Genomic DNA, 15,865 nt, shown 5'->3' with positions numbered 1-15,865 from the left:
ATTCTTGCCTCTTCAGCTAATTTTGCCTTAGCCGCTTCTTCAGCTTTTAACCTTGCTGCTTCTGCTATTCTTGCTTGCTCTTCTTTATTTAATTCATCAACTGATTCAGTTTGGGTTTTAGCTATTACTACTTCTTCTGCTTTAATTTCGTCGTTGTTAACTACAGTAGGTTTTGTTTTTTTATTTGATTCAGATTTTGATGTTTTTCTTCGTTTTGCAATAGATCTTGCTTTTCTATTTGGAGAAATTAACAGCGCTTCCTCTTCATCATCTCCAGCATAATCATATCTGTTACGGTTAATAAATTTGAATGCTACAGTAATATCATGAGAATTACCAAAGCTTGAAAAACCTCCAACACCGTTTTCATAATTATATTCAATTGCAATTTGAGAAGTAACATTTAAACCAATACCAGCAGATATAGCGTATAAACTATTATAGCCTATTTGTCCCCAAATACCTTTAGGCACATTTAACATTATCATACCGGTTAGTATGGTTTGGTCTTTTCTAAATTCAGAGCTTACCAATCCCGTAAATCTACTTTCGTCAAAAAAACCACGTGCATTCATATAACCTGTATACATAATATGTCCTTTAATACCTTGCTCTGGGTTATCTTCAATCATTCTTGAAGATGTAAGATTATAGGAAACAAAATTATTGATGGAAACACCAAAGTCTAAAAACTCAGTACCATAGTTTATTCCAGGGTTTAAAGTAATAATTGAATTTGAAGGTATATTATCTAAAGCACTATCAGGAACGTTAGTTACAACATTACCTTCATTTAGTCCGCTCTTGTAAAAACCTAGATTCATCCCAAAAGTCAAATTGCTGTCCCGGTTAAGAACAGCATTGTAAGCGAAATTTGCAACCCCTCCAAAGGTGGTTAGAACACCATAGTTTTGTTGAAACAAACTAACTCCAGCTCCAATATTCTCTTGGAATCTTCCGGAATATCCAAACAAATAGGTTTGGGGGGCACCATTGAATTGCACCCATTCGCGTTTGTTATTAAAGCTTATATATTTATTTTGCTCTCTAACAAAACTAAACGTTGGGTTTATAAATTGTCTGTTAAATTTCAAGGAATTTCTAGCAGGAATATTAAACGCAACTACACCATCCTCTTGAGAATTTAGCAGCTGTACAATACAGAAAAATAAAACTATATGTAATAGATATTTTTTCACGCTATTTAATTACTGTTATTGTGCCTTTTTTTTGTTTACCGTTTATTGGTGTAATAATGTAATAATACACAGGGTTTACATCCGCAAAAATTATTTCGTTTTCTGGCCAATTATTTTGATAGTTATTTGTTTTAAATTCAACTTTACCCATAGAACTTATTATAACAACTTCAGCATTTGTACCATTAACATATTTTTGCGGAATTACCCATGTGTCATTTGCACCATCGCCGTTAGGACTTATTACATTTGGAATTTTTTCAACATTTGGAAATGCATCTCTTACCACAAAAGGAAATTCAATAGAAGCGTTACAACCCGTTGTTTGTGTAACTACAGCTTTATAAGTTCCTGTTTGTGTTATTTCGTAACTACCACTTGTAGCATCACTTATCATAACATCATTTAAGTACCATTTAAACTCAGGATTATTTGCAGTGGTAGTAATTGTAGCAACTAAGGTTTCGTTTTCATCAATATTATTAACATCGTCAACATCAATACTACTTGAAAAGCCTGTATTGTCTATATTGATTGAAGCGCTTGTCATACAACTTCCTAAATCAATATTTACCGAATACGCACCAGCTTCATTAGTTTCATACATCTGGCTTATTGCACCAGAAATAGCTTCACCATCTTTAAACCATTGATAACCATTAGCATTTATAGCACTTAAAACTGTTGGTCCATCTGTAGAACAATATGGGTTTCCTAAACTGGAATTAATACTAGTAGTTGAATTTGTTGTTGCTTCACTTAATGTTACTCGGTTTGATTCAGACTCTGATGTACATGAACCGTAATTAGTTTTAACAAAATAAGTACCTGGTTGATTAACTGATAACGTAGCACCTTCAGATATAAAAACAGATGTGGTCTCACTAGTCTCTTTATACCAGTTGTAAGTTAAATTAGGATATTGAATAGGAGAATCTCCTGGAAATTTATTAGGATTGTCAATACTCAATAGGTAACTGCCACCAGAACAATATACCGCTGTAGCTATTAAGTTATTAATCGAAAAATCTGTATCATGAACTTTATAATAGGCTGGAAACACATTTGAACTTCCGCTAATTGATGCTGGTGCAGTACTCCTTACACGCATGGTATAGTTTTCTCCTGATGCTGTTGTAGGAAGTGAAAAACTAAAATCTACAGGAGAAGTTGTAATTTCCCCTGGATTAGAAACATATATTTGGGTTGGATTAGAAAAGCTACTATTTCCATCAGAAAGCTCTACTATAAATTGATTAGATGCTTCTAAATTTGATTCTGGCGAAAACGTAAAAGCCACATCATAATTATTAAATGATGAACTTGCACATAACTGAGTAACTATATCTGTAAAACTAGGTTTACCTATTACTATTTGCGCATGAAGCGTTACGTTTAAAGATAAAACGAAAAAAGCAATAATGTAAAATAGAGTAAAGTTCCTCATACAGTTTCATTTAAAAAATAAAACATCTAGAAACCGATACTACACAACTGAACTTTTAGTTAGGATTTAATCATCCAAAATCTTGAAAAGTGTAAACATTAGAGTATAAAGGTCTAGAGTTTTATTATCCATTTTATATTTAATCTACTTGTCTTAAATCAGGATCTACCTCGTTAGACGCAATTATCTTGTTTATTTTCAATCTAAAATCTGGCCGCTTATTGTTTTCTGAATCAATAAAGGTTTCGTAATTATCACCTTTAGAATACACATTAAAAAAAGCACTATTGCCATACCAGTTTTCTAAATCATCATTGTTAGCATTGTATTCAACAAAGATATTTCCATTACAATTATTGAATAACATGGCTTCAAACTTGATTTTCTCTAAATTCTCTTGGTTTATATAAATATTCTCGTCCAAAATAACGGCTGGATTAAATCCCGAGATTACACTTTTAGACATTTGAATTTTAGCATTACTCCCAACAAATACAGATTCTTCAACCAAATTCATTTTTATATCAGTTTTCAAATCGTTACTAATATTAATTAACGTTAAATTTTCTGCCTGAATATTTGTTATATTTTTTGAAAAATCGAACTCTTCCTTTTGTTCATAAGATTTCACCTCTAAACACCTAGATCCTGTACCGTTAGAAGCATAAGGAGATCTTACCGCAAGAGAGTTTTTAATAATGGACTCAGAACCATAACTAAATTTATAATCACTTCCTTCATTGTTAAAAGAAACCATTCTAAACAAATCTAATTTACCTCCTAACACTTCAAAACCTTTACCTGCAGAGTGGCTAACCATAACATTAGATAATTTAGTTTGTTTCCCAACTCCTGCCAGTAATAATCCACTAAAGTACGCGTCTTTAGATACTCTTCTACCAGCATATTCAATTCTTACATATTCAATTACACCAGAACCATCCACTTTATCATCACCGCCATAGTTAGCATTTGCATAGCTACTACTACTAATATTTGGGTATAACATAGCAACAGAACCTGCTCCAAATTTATTAACAGGTGCTTTTCCTAATAAGATAAGGCCACCCCAGTCTCCTGGTCTTTTTAAACCTCTATTAGAACTGAAAATAATTGGGTCGGTTTGCGTTCCTTTTGCAAAAAGTTTTGCTCCACGTGAAATAGTTAATGAACCATTTGATTTAAAATCTCCTAAAATAACGGTTCCAGGTTCAATAGTAAGCTCTGTACTGTCTGTTACAAATACGCTACCTAATAGTAAATAAACATTCCTCTTGTTTAAAGTGGTATTCTCAGTAATATTTCCTGTAAGGATTTTTGTAGGCTCTCCATACTCACTTTGGCTGGACCTAAACTCTGTCCAATTATTTAGCCAGTTTTCTTCTCCAAGAATACCTTTCTCTTGCTGAGCAAAACTACTGGCTATTCCAAAAAGAAATATGAAAATGATTTGGGTAAAGTTTTTCATAATGAAATAATTAGTAAATAATTCTTTGATATAATAATAATCAAAAATAGAAAAAAACCTATGAAATACCAATTATTTCGTTGAAATACAATATTTAAAAAGAAAAAGACTACAAATTTAATCGATTAAGTGTAAAAATTGGTAATAAAAATTGAAGAATAATTTCGATAAAAAAAAATCGAATTTCTTTTTTAGAATTGTAAACTAAAAAGGAAATCCGATTGTATGTAATAATTATTATATAATAACCAACTTTTAACGAAACTCGTTATACTGATGAAGAGACTTCATAATTTCCTCATAAAACAGTATACCAGCAATTAAGTTACCTGTATCTGAGTATGGTAAATACTCACTGTGAAACTCGTCTGTATTTTCTAAATAATTATCAGTAGAATCAAATTGATTATCTAATGCTTTTTTATTATCATTATTTGTAGGTATACCTAATGTAGCCATAGTAATTCCTGGCTTTGTAGCAAATGCAACATAAGGCAAGGTTCTTGCCAATACTTTAATTCGTTCAGAATATAAAGTAATAAGCTGACCTTTTGCCATTCGTTCTAATTCAGCTTTATTATGATACTTACTTATTGTGGCTTTCTCACTAATGAAACTTTTTGGTCCTTTCTTTTTTTGAGAAAAACCAATGCTAGTAAAGAATAGTAGGCTAAAACTGAATAAAATAATCTTCAATTTCATGATATAGATTTAAGGGTTTGTAGCACAAATGTATGTAATTTATCGTCAAAAACAAGCGTTTTATCGATTTTTTTAATAAAACAAATATTAAATATCACTTTTATAAAGTCTACATTAGCAATAGTGAATAGTATTTTTATATAAATAATCAGATAAATCATTTATCCTTATAAAGTTTATAGAAAACTATTTAAGTATTCAATTAAACTTCTAAAAAATTAATTATTGTATTAGTGAGATAAGTACTAAATGTTAAATATATTTATAACTAGATTAAGTTCTATATTAAACAAGAAGCCCAAAGACAGAAAACATGAAAAAACTATTTATAATTCTTATTTTAACAGGGTTGATTTACGTGACCTATCTTAATAAAGAAATTTTTTATAAGTACCCAGAAGCTGTAAGATACACTTTAAAAAATTCAAATGAATTACAAAGAGCAGAATTTGAAAAAGTTTTAAAATATTTCAATAAAGAGGAAGATAATTTAAAACTAAAATGTGCACAAGTCCTTATTTCTAATATTCCTTTGTATTCCTATAAAAAAGAACCTGAAACTTTTAATCAAGTAGTAGATTCAATTCATGCATTAAAAAATAAATTAATAATTTACTCCGATAGTTTAAAGTATAATAAACGAATGCTAAAAAAAGTTCAAGATTTATTTGTAGATAAAATGAATTTTCTTTGTAAAACTAATGATTTTTTTGACAAAGAAGAAGTCAGAGACATTGACACACTTAGTTCTTCTTTTCTAATTGAAAATATAAACTTAGCATTTGAAGCTCACTATAAACTTCCAAAAAAATACAGAACCAATTTTAATGATTTTTGTAATTACGTTCTACCATATAGAAATGATCGAGAACCATTAGAGTTTCAAAAAAGAAGAGAACTATATGAAAAATACTCTTGGGTTTATGATTCCATAAAAATAAAACCTTTAGAAGATATAGTCATTCAAATATATGACGATTTAAAAATAAATATTGACTTTAAAAAATTAAGTAATCTAAATCTTAGCCCCACTCCTTCACAAATAGAAAAACTTCAGTATGGACTTTGTAGAGACGTAACAAATTATTTTGTTTTACTTTTTAGATCATTGGGCTTTGCTGCTGGTACAGATTATATTACAACTTACGGTAATAGACATAGCCCAATTGGACATAATTGGTTTTTTATTATGTATGATGATACTTTCTTACCTATACAAGCAAGATCTAAAAGTTTAATATTTTCTGATATCGAAAAAATTTTTAAACTTACCAATATGCCAAAAGTATATAGAAATGTATTCAATAAGATTAATTTTAAAAATTCATCAATTAATATAGATACGGATGTAACTAATATGTATAGACCCACCTCGACAGTGCAAATTGAAAATATTTTTCAAACTAGCAATAAAGAAGATTTTAAACTATGTGTGTTTAACAAAAAATCTAATTGGTTTGAAGTAGATAAAAATTTTAAATTGAATAATAATAAAGTTACATTCAATAATGTTGGGAGAGGAATAGCATATGCAGTTACAAACAGCTTCTTAGAACCTATTAATTATCCCTTTTATTTAGACTATAAAGGCAATTTAATGTTTTTAAAAAACAAGAATTTGAAAGAAGATATACCTTTTAATATCACAAGAAAATATCCTCCAATAGACCTACCCAATAAATGGAAAATAGATCGAATAAAAGCATTAAATAACTGCAAATTACAAGGAAGTAATTATTTAGATGAAAATAGTTTTAAAGATATTTATACAATAAAGAACTTCTGTAGTACTCAAAAAAGTCAATTTCTGTTTAAGAAAGAAGAAAAATATAGATATTATCGGTTAATTGCAGAAGAAGTAACTTCATATACATCGTATATAGCAGAATTTGCATTAATTAATACGGATTTAGAACCAATAAAAAATGTAAAAATAGATTTTTATGGAACTAAAGAATCTAAACTTAAGCAAAAATCAAAAATAACAGATAACGACCCTTTAACTTTCGGAAGATTTTTAAATATGAAAATTACTTTTGAAGTAGAAAACAATCAAAATGTCAGTGGCTTTGAAATACAAGCAAGGAATGATGATAATCATATAAATATAGGTGAAGAATATGAATTAAAGGTATTTGATAAAGCATGGAAGCGTGTTAGAAAAGAAAAAGCAAAAGATACCGTTCTTAATTATAAAAGTCTTGCAAAAGATGGTTTATACATACTACACAATTTGACAAAAGGAAAAGAAGAAACTGTTTTTACTTTTGATGAAAATGGAAATCAATTTTGGTTTGGAGTTTCTGATGTCAATGATTTAGGTGTTGGTGCTCCAATGTCGATGGGTTTTAAGTAAAAAACTTAATTTCTTCCTGATTTTAGTTTCTTTTCAAACACTTTATTATTCTTTTTCAAAGAAAAAATTGGTAAATAAATGAATATTCCTATTAAAGAAAAAATCAATCCCCCAATAGAACCAACAGCAAATGAAAACCAAAAAGCTTCATTTTGACCATTCCAAACAAAAGGTATCAAACCAATAATAGTGGATATTATAGTTAATACTATTGGGATTATTTTGTAATTAAAAGCTTTAAAATACAAAGTGCTACTATTTCTGTTTGGATAATCTTTCTTCAAATTATTAAAGTCGTTAATAATATATAATGCAGAATTAACACTAATACCACATAATAAAATAAATGCGGCGTAACCACCTTGATCAAAATTAAAGTCAAAAATGTAAAAAGTTAAAAATACACCAATAAAAGAAATTGGAATCATACTAATTATGGACAAAGGTTGTTTTAAGGATTCTAGTAATATGGCACCAATAAAAAATATAATCACAATCACTATAAATAGATAGTAATATTGTGTTTTTTCATCTTTATCCCAGTTTTTATTTTTTTTCTGAAAAATATTATAACCTAATGCTAGTTTAGGTTCAAATTGTTCAACGGCAATATTTCTTACTTTTTTAGCCATTTCTTTTGTTCCTAAAAAATCATAAGCTACAGTTAGTCGATACTGTTGATTATTCTTTTTTATTGTATTTCCTGTTTTCTTTTTTTCAATAGATACTAATTGATTTAGTTTATACGTTCTATTTTGAATTGTTATTGGTCTATTTTTTAAGTCCCAAATATTAAATTTTTTATATTTATTTGAAACTAATTTTACATCCTGAAATTCATTGTTTTGAATAATAGAAGCTAACTGTCCTGAGTGTACTTGGTTTTTTAAATAATCATATAATTTGTTTTCAGATATATTAGCATCTGCCAATTTATTAGAATCAAAATTTAAATGATACTCGTTTAAAGCATTTTCTCTAAAACCACCGCTAGTTATTTCTACATCTTTAACACGTGAATTAAAATTTTCAACCAATTGTTCTTTTAGTTGTTCAGCATAACTATACAATTTATCATAATTGTAACCTTCTAAAATAATTCTATTTTGCTTGAGTCCATTACCTAAAGCATTAGAAAAACCTCTCCCTACACCTGTAATAGTCCAATCTAATCCCCCTAAGCTTATAGCTTTAGTTTGTAACAAATTTTTTAAAGCGTATGGAAAACCATTAAATTCATAGCCCTCATTAAAATAAATAGAAATACTAGAATTTTTATGACTGGATATACGCGTTTCAAACAAATCAATTTCATCGAACCTACTTAAATAAGATTCCATTTTCATTATAGCTTCATTAAGTTGTTGTATAGTACAACCATCAGGCATGGAACCTGAAACCTTTAAGGTAGTTCTTTCAACTTCAGAATAATAAGAATCTTCAAAAACATGTTCGGTAAACAACCTTAAAGAACCTCCAATAACTTTTTCTAAAGTAGGTCTTACATCATTTGAAAACCATTCATTGCCAACAATTTTACTGTATATGTTTGAAAAAAAATCATCATCATCTTCTTCTAGGTTTTTAGGTAATAAATGAAAAGGAATTCCAAAACCTAATATAAAAATTACAATAAGTGCCCATTTATAGCTTGGTCTTTTAATCCAAAAAATAATTCTTTTATAAAAATTTGTAAATTTTATAACGTTTCTTTTTCGTTTCCTAGAAAACTTAACCTGTTTGCTAGTTAAGTTCATTTTGTTTAAGAGTGCTGGCACATAATACAAAGACACCAATAAAGAGACACCAATATTTATCGCAATAACTAGCGCAAAATCTAATAAATCGGCTTGTTGGCTTTCTTCTAATAAAAAGATAATCATTAGTGCTCCAATAGTGGTTAACGTTGATGCTAAAATGGCTAAAAAAGCTTTTTTATCACCTTTGTTTCTAATGTGACCTATCATTATAATACTATTATCTATAATAATTCCAAAAGAAATAGTAATACCTGCAAAAGAATACAGTTGTAGTTCTACTTTAAGCAGATAGTAAAAAATTATGGCAATTAGTAAATTGGTAATAATACTTAAGAATAAAACAATTAGATATTTCCAACTTCTATTAATTATTAGAATTAAGATTAATAATATTAAAAATGAAAAGAAAGTACGTTTTTGTATTTTTTGCAATTCTTCTACCACATATTCTGTCCCGTCCTGGGTTAATCTTATATCATAACCCTCGCGTAAATCATTATTCAAGGTAGTTATTTTAGCTTTAATAGTATTCGCTAAGTCTATGGTATTAACTCCATTTTCAGCATAAACGGTCATGTTAACGGTATTCAATCCATTTATTCTATAATAACTATTTACGCCGGCTTCTTTATATTTTACTTTCGCAATATGCTTTAAAAAAATAATTCTACCACCTATATGTTTTATAGGAATAGTATTCCAGTTAATTTCATTTTTAGATTTATACGACAATTGTAAACTAATTTGAGAGTCATAATTATCACTCTTAAAAACACCATTACCTAATTCTTGATTACTAAGGTGATTATTAATAGCGTTTTTTATATCATTTACAGTTAGATGTAATTGTAATAGCTTATCAGTATCATATTCAATAACCCATTCAAAAGGAGCAGCACCATAAACATCTAACTTGTTAACTCCTTTAATTATAGCTAGTTTAGGTGCAATATAGTTCTCTATATATTTTTTAATATAATAAGGGCTTTCGTTAGCATTAATACTGTAAGACAAAACAGGTGACTTATTTTCATTAATAGTACTTTGCGATATATTTGGATAAGTAACCCCTTCAGGAAATTCAGAATAAGATTGACGAATTAGGTTGGCTATTTCAAACCTAAGCGCATCCATATTCATATTATCCTTGAACTCAATTGAAATATTCCCTTTACCTTTATTAGAAGTAGAACTTATTTCTTTAATACCTTTTATCGTATTAAAAACACCCTCTAATTTTGAAGTAACTTCTTGCTCTATTAATTTAGCAGAAGCATCTTGCCATTTATAATTTACACCAATTGATGCTGTTTTTGCAGAAGGAGATAATTTGATATTTAATAAAGGTATAAGACTTGCCCCAATAATAGATAAACAGACAAAAACAATAAGGATAGAAAAAGAAGAAAACTTAAAGTTCATAAACCATTTAGCTTACATTTAATAAATACTTTTAAATAACCGTCCCCATTGAAAAGTATCTTGATAGTTTGATAAAAAAACCCCTTGTACATAACCCACAATATTCTTTTCTGGTAAAAAACCAAAAAACCTTGAATCTATAGTTTCATCCCTATTATCTCCCATCATAAAATAATAATTTTGTTTAAAAGTATACAGGTCTTTTATAACATCATTAATAAAATAAGTACCATTTACCCTTTTTATTTTAACTTTTTCGTATTTTCGGAGCGCTTTGTGGTAAATGGCAAAATTCTTATCATTAAGAATTATTTGCATTCCCTTTTTCGGGGTTATTATAGGTCCTAAATTATCAATCGTCCATTGTTCTTTATTTTTGCGATAAAAAAACTTATCATTTTCATTAAAGGCTTTAATTGTATATCCAAATGAATCTATTGAAGATAATTGATTCATTTCTTTTGCTTTTTTAATTGATAAATTTATTGTTGAGTATTGCAGTGAATCGGTTTCTATATTAATGCAATCTGTTATTTCTAAAGCGTCAATATCTCGATGAAATTTATCAACATTTTTAATCTTAAATTGATAGCTTTTTTTAATATTATTATTAAACTCATGGTATGTGTTATTAATATATACACTTCCGTTTTTAATGTAGAGTGTATCACCAGGAATGGCAACGCACCGTTTTACAAAAAAAAAGTTTTTCCTAAAGTTTTCATAAACAATTATATCGCCATTTTTCACATTTGAATAGCCTGATAAACGTTTATAAGCCCACCAGTTTTTTTTTATTTTTTCTTTAGCTTTTTTATTAAAATAAAACGCAATATTCAAAATGGGAATATCAAAAGGAGAACGGGGCAGTTTGGGTCCATATTTCAGCTTGTTTACAATAATTATATCTTTAGGAAACAAGGTGTCTTCCATTGAAGAACTAGGTATTTTGAAAATATCGAAAATAAACAACCTAATTATTATTAAAGCAAATAAAAGTGAAAATAAAACAAATCCTTTTTTAAAAAATGACTTACTTATTAGCGCTAAAATTTTCTTAAAGATTAAGACCAAAATAAACAATACTAAAAAAAGCCAGAATAGGTTTATCAATGCAAATAAAATTGCAAGCAAGCAACTTAAAAAAATAGTTCTTTTGGTCATTTACTTGTTTGTTCTTTATGAGGTTAATTATCAGTACTTTTTCTAGGTAAATAAAAAACAACTATATTTTAAAATAAGAATTAGCCTTACTTAATAATACGTAATAACAAAAATTAAAAGACTCATTAATGTAAAATGGAGATTTATAAATCCATTTTTAATTTTATAAGAGTTTTTCTTCAAGTAGATTTTTTTTAACTAAAAAAGAATACTTTATCTCGTTTTGGGTAGAGACAAAGTATCATACATATAATTTTTCAGTACCTTATTAGTATATTCATCTCATCTTTATTGTTTAGCCAAAGCTTTTATTTGCGTACTTAATTTAACAAACGCCTCCCCATTATCAGGAGACTGAAACTGATAATTTTGTGTTTTACCATTTTCTAAGCTAATTATACATGGGTATATACTATTATCAGAAAGAATAATAAAATCATCTTCCCTATCAATATAAATATTAGAATGATCTTTAACTTTAATACCTATCTTATTTTGTAATGTTTTAAGAGATTCTACCTTTGTAAGCACAAACAATACTTTCTTTTGGGCAATATTTTCTTTTATAAACATTTCTGCTTGTTTTATACAGCCTTTGCAACCTAACCCTGGTAATACTACAATCCAATTGTATTGCTCTAAATTTTGATCTAATTTTTCAACAAATTGTTTTATATCTGTAAAATCAGAACTTTCTTGAGTTTTTTTACAACTGGTTAAAGCATTAGAAACCAAAAAGAGTATAAATATGTATTTATAATGTTTTATCATAACTAAATATCTTTAGGTTGGAAAATTTTAAAAATTAAAGCGACTTCGTTTATATTATGGTTATCTAAAAACTCGATATTCAATCCTTCTTCTGTTACAAAAGAGTTTTCCCAATTCCAGTTTCTCCAAGTCCCCAAAACTTTTTCTCCTAAGTAATTAAAATTTTCATCCATTATAATTACTACTACTTTCTTTTTCTTAGAATTAGTCTTAACAGTAACATTAGGTAGGGCTTTAAGCATAAATCTATAGTAAACTTTGCTCCATTTATCATACAATAACCCGCCATAAATATCTTGTTGATTAAACTTTAAGCCAATTCTATTTTTTGGTATTCGTTTTTTTTCAGAGGCATCAAAAGATGTTATTGTACCAGCAAAATTACTGCTCGCATGTACTTTATCTAATTGATTAGTTGACAAATTGTGTCTGTATAGATGATGAGAAACTGGATAACTATAAACTAACTCGTTTTTGTTAGGGTTATAAACTGGGTAAACAATTTTATATAAAGGATCTCCCCAATTAAAATTTCTATACAATTCTTCTGGATAGGTATGCTCAAAACTAACATTATTATTAATCTTATTAAACCTTAAAGTGTGTTTTGACTTTTTTATAGATTCTTTTGAAGAATTATAAATAAAAAAACCTGCTAAAAATAAGTTATCCTTTACATTTATGAATGGAACGATTGAAGTAGGATAATATTGTGGATAAATCTGCGCCCAATTACTTTTTCTAAAATCTTTGTTGCCTATTAAAGAATGTCTGCTTAAAATTTCAGAATCACCATTTGCAATTACAATTTCTAAATTAGAATTATCATAGGCATATATAGAATCTAAGTTTTGGATATGATAACCAAGTAATCCAAATATTCCATTCGGTCCTTTTTTGTCAAAGGAAATCTTTTTTAAGAATGATAAGTCTTGATAGTTATAAAAATAAATCGAATTATTGTAGGAATTCAAAAAAGTTAAATTTCTCTTATTGTTTATATCTTTATAAATTTGTATGTACTTAGGGTTTGGTGCCGTTACACTATCTAAAGGGAATTTTTTGACATCTGTTTCTTTTAAAGTTTTACTGCTTTTTAACTTTCCTTTATTGATATTTTCTATTTCCACTACATGATTTGAACATGATAAGAAAAACAATATCATTAATAACGATAATGGTATTTTCATAATTTATTTAATTAGATAAAAAAGCAATTTCTAAAATAATTTTAGAAATTGCTTATTTAGAGTGAAATAAGAATAGATATTAATAACTCAATTGTTTAATATAATACTAATGACCATTACCTAAAACTGTAATAAGGATCGTAATCGTTCCAAGTATTACATTCGTCTACATAAGCATCATGGTAACATCTACCCGACCATGATGACCTACCAAAACCCCAATCATTGTAATCAATTGACTCTGCATTAGCAGTATTTAAACTTAATAAAGAAGATAAACTAACATCTTGGTTTCCTTTAATCTCAAAATTTGTAGTGTTAAAAAGCATGGTTAATGCAAATACAAAAGCTCCTACTATTCCTAATATTTTTTTCATTTTTATTGAAATTTTAATTATTTAAACAATTATTATTTTCAAAAGTCTTCGAGGAAATACTACTTTTGCCGAATATTAAATAGTACTACGAGTAGTACTACTTAGTCTAAAAAAAAACTTCCTCTGGGTATTAATCTTATTTATGTCATTGGCATGAATTTTTAGTTAAACAATTTGTGATTATATTTTTTAACCTTATGCACAGAGGTTTTTTTAGATTTTGTTTTTTTAGATTTTGTTTCCTCAAATTTAAAACCTCAAAGGGACAAATTTTGTCACTTTGCTATTCTTCAAGAAAATATTTACTAGTTTTTCTGCAGTATACTATGGTTTTACCTTCATTTCTTAGATTTTCTAGCATCCGTTTTACGGTTCTAATACTACAACCATAATCATTTGCCACTTTCTCTATTGAGCATAGTCTTTTTTGCTCTATTAAATACAACAAATGCTTTTCTTTTTCTTTTCTTTCAGGATAAGTCATATTTGCCAAATTTTAATTTTCTAGTATCGTTTCAAAATCTTGTATTAATGGCGTGTCATTAATAAAGTTATATAGCGTTAACTGTTGTACTTTATAATAAATCGTCCAATAATTTTGTAAGGTTCTTATATAGTTTTCATTAGCCTGTTGCCATGCCTTTCGAGAAGCGGTTAAGTTTAAAAAATCTACATTCCCAGATAAAAATCGTTTTTCTGTAAGTGTATAAGATTCTTTGGCTAAATCCCTTGTTTTCAATGCACCATCTACCAATTCTTTTTGTAAATTAAAATCTAGTACATTTAAGGTAATATCTTGTTTATAGCTATCTTCATTTTGTTGCAATTCTATATCTACAACATCTTTATTCATTTTTGCTGTTTTTATCTTGCCTTTACGTTCACCCCAATCTAGAACGGGTACATTTAATTGTATTGAAACCATTTGTTGGTCTAGAAACCTACCATAGGCATCAACAAACGTGTTGGCTTGTTGATTTAAACCATAACTAGCGTTTAAAGACAAATCGAACCGATTATCCTTTATGGCTTTATCTAAATCTCTTAAGGCTTCAATTTTTCTAAGCTTTAAATCAAGTATATCTGGGTTGTTTTCATAAGCGAGGGCTATAGCCTCATTTAAATCTATACTCAAATTAGTTATTAATTCGGGCAATTCTGGAATAGTGTTTTGAGGTAACTGATCCCTTAAAAACAGTTTTAGCTCCGCTTCTGTTTTTTGTAGGGTTTGTAGGTTTTGTGCTAATTTGATATTTGCATTATAAACATCTAATTCTAAGTTTAGAAGTTCATCGCGTTCTATAGCAATTAAATCGTAGCGTTTTTTACCTATATTGAATAGTTTTTCTGCAGATATTTTATTCTCTTGCGCAATTTCTACTTTTTTACTTGCTAGCGCCCATTTAAAAAATAAATCAACCGATTTTAAGTTGATGGTTTGTAACTCGTACAAAAAATCTTGTTTTGCTTTTTGAAATTCTATAGGTGCTGTTTTTTGTTGCCATTTAAAGGGGTTAAAAGCCATTATCGGTTGCGACAAACCTATTCTAACAGGGGTAGCATTGTAGCTTTCGGTTTCAAAATCGCCAAAATTTTCAAGCCTATTAAAACTAGAATTTATAAATAATCGCGTGCCTGTTGCAGCTATATTTTGACTTAACGAAAGGTTTCCAAAACTGTTTATAGTTTGCTGTTGCCTAAATACATCAATGTTTTGTTCGGAATCATAACGTTCAATCAACGCACTATTATACGTAAACGGTCTTGTTTCAAAATCAATTTTAGGTAATAGACTAGATTTAAAAGAACGAAACTGCCAATAATTTACACCGTATTTTCGTTTAGCCTTAAAAACATCTAAGGAGTTTTTACTAGCCAATTTTAAAATATCGTTAAGTGTTATGGTTTGATGAGTAATAATTAAGCTATCTTGTTGTTGTGCTGCAAGTTTACTGCTACTTATTAAGACGCACACACAGAGCGCAATTTGCTTTATTTTCAAGTATTTA

Annotated in this window: 12 protein-coding genes; 1 reads left to right on the top strand and 11 read right to left on the bottom strand. The window is 28.2% G+C overall.

Translation table 11 applies throughout. The features are described 5' to 3' along the window. From Q0772_RS11450 to Q0772_RS11435, 4 genes are all read right to left on the bottom strand, one after another. Positions 1-1,199, bottom strand: a 1,199-nt coding sequence (locus tag Q0772_RS11450) for a PorP/SprF family type IX secretion system membrane protein (RefSeq protein WP_298344626.1), incomplete at its 3' end; no start/stop codon positions are given. A 1-nt stretch (position 1,200) separates the two neighbouring features. Further along, entirely contained in the window at positions 1,201-2,646 is a 1,446-nt protein-coding gene (locus tag Q0772_RS11445; RefSeq protein ID WP_298344623.1) for a gliding motility-associated C-terminal domain-containing protein, read from the bottom strand. Between the two features lie 139 nt (positions 2,647-2,785). Then, the gene (locus tag Q0772_RS11440) at positions 2,786-4,114 is read right to left on the bottom strand and encodes a hypothetical protein (RefSeq protein ID WP_298344620.1); all 1,329 of its coding nucleotides are present in this window, start codon (positions 4,112-4,114) and stop codon (positions 2,786-2,788) included. Positions 4,115-4,369: 255 nt separating this feature from the next. Beyond that, the gene (locus Q0772_RS11435) at positions 4,370-4,816 is read right to left on the bottom strand and encodes a hypothetical protein (RefSeq protein WP_298344617.1); all 447 of its coding nucleotides are present in this window, start codon (positions 4,814-4,816) and stop codon (positions 4,370-4,372) included. 313 nt (positions 4,817-5,129) lie between these two features. Between Q0772_RS11435 and Q0772_RS11430 the strand changes: the two genes are divergently transcribed. Then, positions 5,130-7,172 carry a hypothetical protein gene (locus Q0772_RS11430; RefSeq protein ID WP_298344615.1) on the top strand — a complete coding sequence of 681 codons (2,043 nt, stop codon included), beginning with the start codon at positions 5,130-5,132 and terminating at the stop codon, positions 7,170-7,172. A 5-nt stretch (positions 7,173-7,177) separates the two neighbouring features. Here the strand turns inward: Q0772_RS11430 and Q0772_RS11425 are convergent, their stop codons facing one another. The 7 genes from Q0772_RS11425 to Q0772_RS11395 all read right to left on the bottom strand — a co-directional run bounded on the left by Q0772_RS11425 (position 7,178) and on the right by Q0772_RS11395 (position 15,831). Beyond that, a complete protein-coding gene (locus Q0772_RS11425) occupies positions 7,178-10,354 on the bottom strand; it encodes an efflux RND transporter permease subunit (protein WP_298344612.1) in 3,177 nt (1,058 codons plus the stop codon). A gap of 18 nt (positions 10,355-10,372) precedes the next feature. Then, positions 10,373-11,518, bottom strand: coding sequence for a signal peptidase I (lepB, locus tag Q0772_RS11420; protein ID WP_298344609.1), 1,146 nt, complete (start codon positions 11,516-11,518; stop codon positions 10,373-10,375). Positions 11,519-11,806: 288 nt separating this feature from the next. Next, positions 11,807-12,289, bottom strand: coding sequence for a hypothetical protein (locus Q0772_RS11415; protein WP_298344607.1), 483 nt, complete (start codon positions 12,287-12,289; stop codon positions 11,807-11,809). 2 nt (positions 12,290-12,291) lie between these two features. Then, entirely contained in the window at positions 12,292-13,479 is a 1,188-nt protein-coding gene (locus Q0772_RS11410) for a DUF4221 family protein (protein WP_298344604.1), read from the bottom strand. Between the two features lie 116 nt (positions 13,480-13,595). Beyond that, positions 13,596-13,856, bottom strand: coding sequence for a hypothetical protein (locus tag Q0772_RS11405; protein ID WP_298344602.1), 261 nt, complete (start codon positions 13,854-13,856; stop codon positions 13,596-13,598). 283 nt (positions 13,857-14,139) lie between these two features. Then, positions 14,140-14,340, bottom strand: coding sequence for a DeoR family transcriptional regulator (locus tag Q0772_RS11400; protein WP_298344599.1), 201 nt, complete (start codon positions 14,338-14,340; stop codon positions 14,140-14,142). Positions 14,341-14,352: 12 nt separating this feature from the next. Continuing rightward, positions 14,353-15,831, bottom strand: coding sequence for a TolC family protein (locus tag Q0772_RS11395; RefSeq protein WP_298344596.1), 1,479 nt, complete (start codon positions 15,829-15,831; stop codon positions 14,353-14,355). Positions 15,832-15,865 lie beyond the last annotated feature (34 nt).

Origin of the sequence: uncultured Algibacter sp. (assembly GCF_947490405.1) — a bacterium.
In the GTDB taxonomy this organism is placed as follows: Bacteria; Bacteroidota; Bacteroidia; order Flavobacteriales; family Flavobacteriaceae; genus Algibacter_B.
This window is presented reverse-complemented; position numbering and strand designations above follow the sequence as displayed.

What these genes read in the sequence shown, in the direction of transcription:
- Q0772_RS11440 (WP_298344620.1), bottom strand. Translation starts at nt 4,114, where the DNA reads ATGAAAAACTTTACCCAAATCATTTTCATATTTCTTTTTGGAATAGCC.
- Q0772_RS11445 (WP_298344623.1), bottom strand. Translation starts at nt 2,646, where the DNA reads ATGAGGAACTTTACTCTATTTTACATTATTGCTTTTTTCGTTTTATCT.
- lepB (WP_298344609.1), bottom strand. Translation starts at nt 11,518, where the DNA reads ATGACCAAAAGAACTATTTTTTTAAGTTGCTTGCTTGCAATTTTATTT.
- Q0772_RS11410 (WP_298344604.1), bottom strand. Translation starts at nt 13,479, where the DNA reads ATGAAAATACCATTATCGTTATTAATGATATTGTTTTTCTTATCATGT.
- Q0772_RS11405 (WP_298344602.1), bottom strand. Translation starts at nt 13,856, where the DNA reads ATGAAAAAAATATTAGGAATAGTAGGAGCTTTTGTATTTGCATTAACC.
- Q0772_RS11415 (WP_298344607.1), bottom strand. Translation starts at nt 12,289, where the DNA reads ATGATAAAACATTATAAATACATATTTATACTCTTTTTGGTTTCTAAT.
- Q0772_RS11435 (WP_298344617.1), bottom strand. Translation starts at nt 4,816, where the DNA reads ATGAAATTGAAGATTATTTTATTCAGTTTTAGCCTACTATTCTTTACT.
- Q0772_RS11430 (WP_298344615.1), top strand. Translation starts at nt 5,130, where the DNA reads ATGAAAAAACTATTTATAATTCTTATTTTAACAGGGTTGATTTACGTG.
- Q0772_RS11400 (WP_298344599.1), bottom strand. Translation starts at nt 14,340, where the DNA reads ATGACTTATCCTGAAAGAAAAGAAAAAGAAAAGCATTTGTTGTATTTA.
- Q0772_RS11425 (WP_298344612.1), bottom strand. Translation starts at nt 10,354, where the DNA reads ATGAACTTTAAGTTTTCTTCTTTTTCTATCCTTATTGTTTTTGTCTGT.